This is a genomic window from Pediococcus parvulus, from assembly GCF_007990205.1.
Classification (GTDB): domain Bacteria; phylum Bacillota; class Bacilli; order Lactobacillales; family Lactobacillaceae; genus Pediococcus; species Pediococcus parvulus.
Genome location: NZ_BJWE01000060.1, coordinates 1 through 6,247, shown reverse-complemented (window position 1 = coordinate 6,247; position 6,247 = coordinate 1). Strand labels below are relative to the sequence as shown.

The following is a 6,247-nucleotide window of genomic DNA, read 5'->3' as shown; positions in this document are numbered from 1 at the left end:
ATTTATTCCTTACTTTTTTTCTCGCCAAAAATAGGAATACACAAAATTTAAAAATTAACTTTGTGTCGTAAGATTGGTTAAGTAAGCGTTATAAATCTTGAAAAGGTTAATTTCTGTATTAATTGACACAGTATGCTAAACTGATACTGTCTTGTGTAAGTATATCAACACAGTATCAAAAGATGAGGGTCATCATATGAAAAGAAAAGATCGAATTTATGAATTTGTTTCAGAAAAAACAACTGGTAGTACGGTAACAGAATTGAGCGAGGGTGCCGCTGTAACAACTGAGGAAGTTGCCAATGCGTTGGATTTAATTCGTTCTAATGTGAGCAAGGAATTAAATCAGCTGGTTCGCGAAAATAAACTGACCAAGATTTCTGGACGACCAGTACGGTACTGTCGTTTAGTGGAAGAAAATCAAGCTGGGGTCAAAGAAGTTGTAACCTCTCCTTTGGCAGAAGGAAAACGGCGCATTCATAGTGGCCTTGAAAAGCGTGAAATTTCAGAGCAAACAATACACCCCATTAATGAAATTAGTGATGTGTTTGAACACATGATTGGCAATAGTTCCAGTATGCACAACCAAATTGAGCAGGCTAAGGCAGCTATTTTATACCCCCCGCGTGGTTTGAATACATTAGTGATTGGTCCAACCGGTTCTGGGAAAACTTATTTTGCGAATGCTATGTTTAAATTTGCCAAACAACAGCAGCTGATTAAAAAAACAGATGAGTTAATTACGTTTAACTGTGCTGACTATTCACATAATCCAGAGTTATTAATGTCGCATTTATTCGGTTATGTGAAGGGCGCGTTTACCGGCGCTAATGAAGATAAAGACGGCTTGATTCAAGAGGCAGATAACGGGATGCTTTTCTTAGATGAAGTTCACCGGTTGCCACCTGAAGGACAAGAAATGATTTTTTATTTCATGGATCACGGAACCTACAGCAAACTTGGCGAAACTTCAAAGATACATCATGCAAATGTGCGGTTAGTTTGTGCCACAACTGAAGATCCTGAAAGCTCACTTCTAAAGACGTTTGTTCGTCGAATTCCGATTACAATTCAGTTACCAGCATTTAACAAGCGAAGTGCAAAGGAACGAATTGAACTTTTGAAGGCTTTATTAAGTATTGAAGCCAATCGGACACACAAACAAATTACTTTAACGGAAGATGTTGTACAGTCCTTGTTGGGCAGTGTCACTTATGGAAACGTGGGTCAGTTAAAGTCTAATATTCAGTTGGTTTGTGCGCGTGGATTTTTGAATAATATTGAGAATAAAGGTGAAATCATGATTTCGGTGGACGATTTACCACCGAATATTAAGGACGGTTTAGTTCATTTAGCTGCTAATCGTCGTGACTCTGGTGAGATTTCTAAATTATTGGAACCTTACATGACGATTCAACCGGATTCTGATACACACGTTTTGACCAACCGGAACGATAGTTATGAATTACCGTATAATTTATATGAAATTATTGGAGATAAAGCCACATTACTGCGGCAGCAAGGCTTAGATCAGGATCACATTAATCATTTTATTAAAACGGATATTAATCTTCATTTAAAAACATTTTCACCGGATGAAGATGATATGCGGGCAGAAGCTAAATTGGCCGAAATTGTGGACCAAAATATCATTGACTTCACAAAAGAGATCCAGACTAAGATTGAAAAGGAATTGAACTATCGTTTTCGCGATAATTTCCTTTATGCCATGAGCTTGCATATTAGTTCCTTCATTAAACGGATTCAGTCTGGGAAGCCGATGCGGACCATGAGTAAAGATTTGGTCGCGATGGTGGAGGATTATCCAAATGAAATGAAAGTAGCTCAAGAAATTAAAACGCAGTTAGAAAATCGGTACAATGTCCCAATTCCAGAGTCGGAAAGTTATTATTTGGCAATTCTATTGGTATCTTTAAAAATTGCACCAACTTCTGGTAAGGTGGGCATTGTCGTTGCAGCACATGGAAGCAGCACGGCGACTTCCATGGTTCAGGTTGTTTCCCAATTATTATCGGATAACTCCGTTCAATCATTCGATATGCCATTAGATATGGAGCCCCAAACAGCCTATAAAGAAATTGTGGACTGTGTCAAACGAGCAGATGAGGGTAACGGTGTGTTGCTTTTAGTTGATATGGGTTCGCTAAGCACGTTTGGAAATAAGATTACCGATGAAACCCATATTCCAGTCAAAGTGATTGATATGGTGACCACAGCCATGGTCTTGGAAGCTGCGCGCAAGGCATCCTTTATTGATACCGATTTGGCGGCGATTTATTCAGAGTTGCGTGAATTTCATGGTTACTCACGGATTAATGTTTCTACAGAACAGAAAGAAAAACACGTTGATTTATCGGAAAAACCTGTGCCGGGAACTACGCAACCTAAAGCAATTGTGGCAATTTGTTCAACTGGTGAAGGGACAGCAAAAAAGATCAAAAACATTTTAGATCAATTATTGGTTGAAAATTTGATTGATGATATTAAGGTGATCCCAATTTCGTTGGTTGGAATGGATCATCATCTGAAAAAAATCCAAGCTAAGTATCAGGTGATTGCAACCACTGGGATTACCCATCCTAATATTCAGGTACCATTTATGCCATTACAAAAAGTTCTTCAAGGTGGCGGTGAGGCCTTCATTAATAAAGTGGTTGAACGGGACTCAATTCAATCAATTGAAGATCATCAAGACGTAAAGTTGACTAAAGAACTTTGTTGGCAATATTTGGACGAATTTTATACTTTTATTAATCCCCACAAAATTACGGATGTTCTGTGGCAATACATTGATCAGCTACAAAGTGACACACAAAAGAAATTTAACGAATCTTTTAAAATCAATCTGATCATGCATATCGCTGGTGCGATTGAACGAACCGTTACCAAAGGGGAAATTTCCGCGCCAAAAGCAGAATTGGAAAAATTGAGTAAATCTGAATGGTATCCAGCGGTTGAAGCCGTTAATGAGAGCCATCTTCGGAGAATTCGGATTGATTTACCAGTTGAGGAAGTTTACTACATTGTTAAACTTCTAGAAACTTGGCAGACTAAGGAAGAAAATCCGGATCAGCCTGTTTCTGGAAATGCAACGCTAGCCCGAAAATAGATGGTTAACGGACTAAATAACACACAAGATTGATACATAAGTAGTGTATCAATCTTGTGTGTTATTTTTAATTGCTTTAAAGTAGGCGTTTTCATCTAGTGTATCTTGGCACGGTTTTTGCTTATATATAAGTGAGTGCAAATAATGATGGTCTTGTACTTAAGTGTCAATGTCTGTCCAACAGATAAATTTAGTTACAGGTTATTAAGAAATTATTCGTTATATTTTTGTTTACTGTAACAATCATAATAGGAGGTATAGAAATGGTAGGGATTATCATTGCTAGTCATGGTGAATTCGCCAATGGGATCTTACAATCCGGTTCAATGATTTTCGGAGAACAAAAGGATGTTAAGGCCGTTACATTAAAACCCAGCGAAGGACCCGATGATATTAAAGGAAAATTGGAAAAGGCAATTGCTTCTTTCGAAAACCAAGATGAGGTATTGTTCTTAGTTGATCTCTGGGGTGGAACACCTTTCAATCAAGTAAATAACTTGTTTGAAGCTCACAAAGACAAATGGGCGATTGTTGCCGGATTGAACTTACCAATGTTAATTGAGGCATATGCTTCAAGAATGTCTATGGATAGTGCCCGTGATATTGCAGCACACATTATCGAAACAGGTGTTGAAGGCGTTAAAGTTCGTCCAGAAGAATTACAGCCTAAAGAAAAGGCTGCTGCAGCTTCCGCACAACCATCAAATGCAGGAGCACCTGGTAAACTTGAGTACGTTTTAGCACGTATCGATTCACGTTTGTTACATGGTCAGGTCGCAACAGCTTGGACAAAGACTACCAACCCTACTCGAATTATCGTCGTTTCGGATAACGTTGCCCACGATGATTTGCGTAAGAGTATGATCCAACAGGCTGCACCATCTGGTGTTAAAGCTCATGTTGTGCCAATTGATCAAATGATTAAATTGGCAAAAGATGACAAACATTTTGGTGGCCAACGTGCCTTGTTACTTTTTGAAACACCTCAAGATGCCCTTAGAGCAATTGAGGGTGGCGTACCTTTGAAGACATTGAATATTGGTTCAATGTCACATTCAGTTGGTAAAGTTCAACCAAATACAGTTTTGGCTTTTGATCAAAATGATATTGATACCTTTGCTAAGTTGAAAAAAGACGGCGTCGACTTCGATGTTCGTAAAGTCCCAACTGATTCAAAGGGTAACATGGAAGATATTCTTCAAAAAGCACAAAGTGAGTTAAACAAACAGAAGAAAGCTTAATATTCAAGAAAAAACGGAGGAATAATCATGACATTAAATGCTATTCAAGTGATATTAGTGATTTTTGTATCATTTCTAGCTGGTATGGAAGGAATTTTGGATGAATTTCATTTTCATCAACCAGTTATTGCATGTACCTTAATTGGTTTAGTAACAGGTAACTTAGTTCCATGCATGATCTTAGGTGGATCACTTGAAATGATCGCTTTAGGTTGGGCAAATATCGGTGCTGCTGTTGCGCCTGATGCTGCTTTAGCATCTGTTGCTTCTGCAATTATTTTAGTTCTTGGTGGCCAAGGCAGAGCCGGAGTTCCATCTGCTATTGCTATTGCTATTCCACTTTCAGTTGCCGGCTTATTATTAACAATTATCGTGCGTACCATTGCAACTGCTGTCGTTCATTTGATGGATGCTGCTGCAGAACGTGGAAGTATTCGCGGTGTTGAAGGATGGCATTTATTCGCTGTATGTATGCAAGGTGTGCGTATTGCAATTCCTGCAGCTTTAATCTTAGCCGTTGGTGCTGGTCCCGTTAAAGGAATGCTAGATGCAATGCCAAGTTGGTTGACAGATGGTTTGGCAATTGGTGGTGGTATGGTTGTTGCCGTAGGTTATGCTATGGTTATCAACATGATTGCAACTCGTGAAGTATGGCCATTCTTTGCCATTGGATTTGTTTTAGCAACCATTAGTGAATTAACTCTTATTGCTCTTGGTGCTATTGGTTTGTCACTTGCTCTTATCTACTTATCACTTTCTCAACAAGGTGGTTCTAACAATAACGGCGGTGGTTCAAACACTGGTGATCCAGTCGGCGATATCATAGATCACTATTAGGGAAAAGGAGGATAACACAAAATGGCTGATAATAAACAATTAAAATTAACACGTAGAGATCACATTTCGATCTGGTTGCGTCAGACCTTCATTCAAGGTTCTTGGAACTATGAACGTATGCAAAATGGTGGTTGGTGTTACTCACTAATCCCAATGATCAAGCGCTTATATAAAACAAAAGAAGAACGTTCAGCAGCATTAAAACGTCATTTAGTATTCTTTAACACTCATCCATATTTAGCTTCACCAATCATCGGTGTTACGATGGCTCTTGAAGAGGATCGTGCAAATGGTGCACCAATTGATGATGCAACCATTCAAAACGTTAAAGTTGGTATGATGGGACCCCTTGCTGGTATCGGAGATCCTGTGTTCTGGTACACTGTAAAACCAATTATTGGTGCCGTTGCAGCTTCACTTGCAATGGGTGGCAATATTATGGGACCTATCTTGTATTTCGTTGCATGGAACGTCATTCGTATGGGCTTCATGTGGTACACACAAGAGTTTGGTTATCGTGCAGGTAGTGAAATCACTAAAGATTTATCTGGTGGTCTTTTACAAAATGTTACCAAAGTAGCTTCCATTGTTGGTATGTTTATCATTGGTGCCTTAATTAACCGGTGGGTTGTGATTAAGTTCACGCCCGTTGTCTCAACAGTTAAACAGGCTAAAGGTGCTTATATTGACTGGAGTCATCTTCCATCTGGATTTGCTGGAGTCAAAGAAGCTTTGATTCAACAAGCCGCTGGTCGGTCCTTAACAATTGATAAAGTGACTACTTTGCAAGATAACTTGGATCTTTTGATTCCAGGATTAGCCGCAGTTTTGCTAACATTCTTATGTATGTGGTTATTAAAGAAGAAAGTTTCTCCATTGGTTGTTATTCTTGGATTATTCGTTGTCGGTGTTGTATTCCATGTTATTGGTTTAATGTAAAATTAAATTAGTTTAACAGATATAACCTGATGATTAACATTCAGAATATGAATGAAGATCTTGAATAAGTAAAGTCAGAAATGATTTTACTTATTTTTTT

The 6,247-nt window shown here is 38.6% G+C and carries 4 protein-coding genes; all 4 read left to right on the top strand.

Translation table 11 applies throughout. From position 1 onward, the window contains the following. The first annotated feature begins 196 nt into the window (after positions 1-196). A complete protein-coding gene (locus PPA04_RS08915; protein ID WP_057785015.1) occupies positions 197-3,130 on the top strand; it encodes a sigma-54-dependent transcriptional regulator in 2,934 nt (977 codons plus the stop codon). A gap of 263 nt (positions 3,131-3,393) precedes the next feature. Continuing rightward, positions 3,394-4,371, top strand: a complete 978-nt coding sequence (locus PPA04_RS08910; RefSeq protein ID WP_057785014.1) for a mannose/fructose/sorbose PTS transporter subunit IIA — start codon at positions 3,394-3,396, stop codon at positions 4,369-4,371. 27 nt (positions 4,372-4,398) lie between these two features. Further along, complete coding sequence (locus PPA04_RS08905; RefSeq protein ID WP_057785013.1) at positions 4,399-5,208, top strand: PTS mannose/fructose/sorbose transporter subunit IIC; 810 nt, start codon at positions 4,399-4,401, stop codon at positions 5,206-5,208. Between the two features lie 21 nt (positions 5,209-5,229). Then, on the top strand, positions 5,230-6,147 hold the full coding sequence (locus PPA04_RS08900) for a PTS system mannose/fructose/sorbose family transporter subunit IID (RefSeq protein ID WP_057785012.1): 918 nt from the start codon (positions 5,230-5,232) through the stop codon (positions 6,145-6,147). Positions 6,148-6,247: the final 100 nt, after the last annotated feature.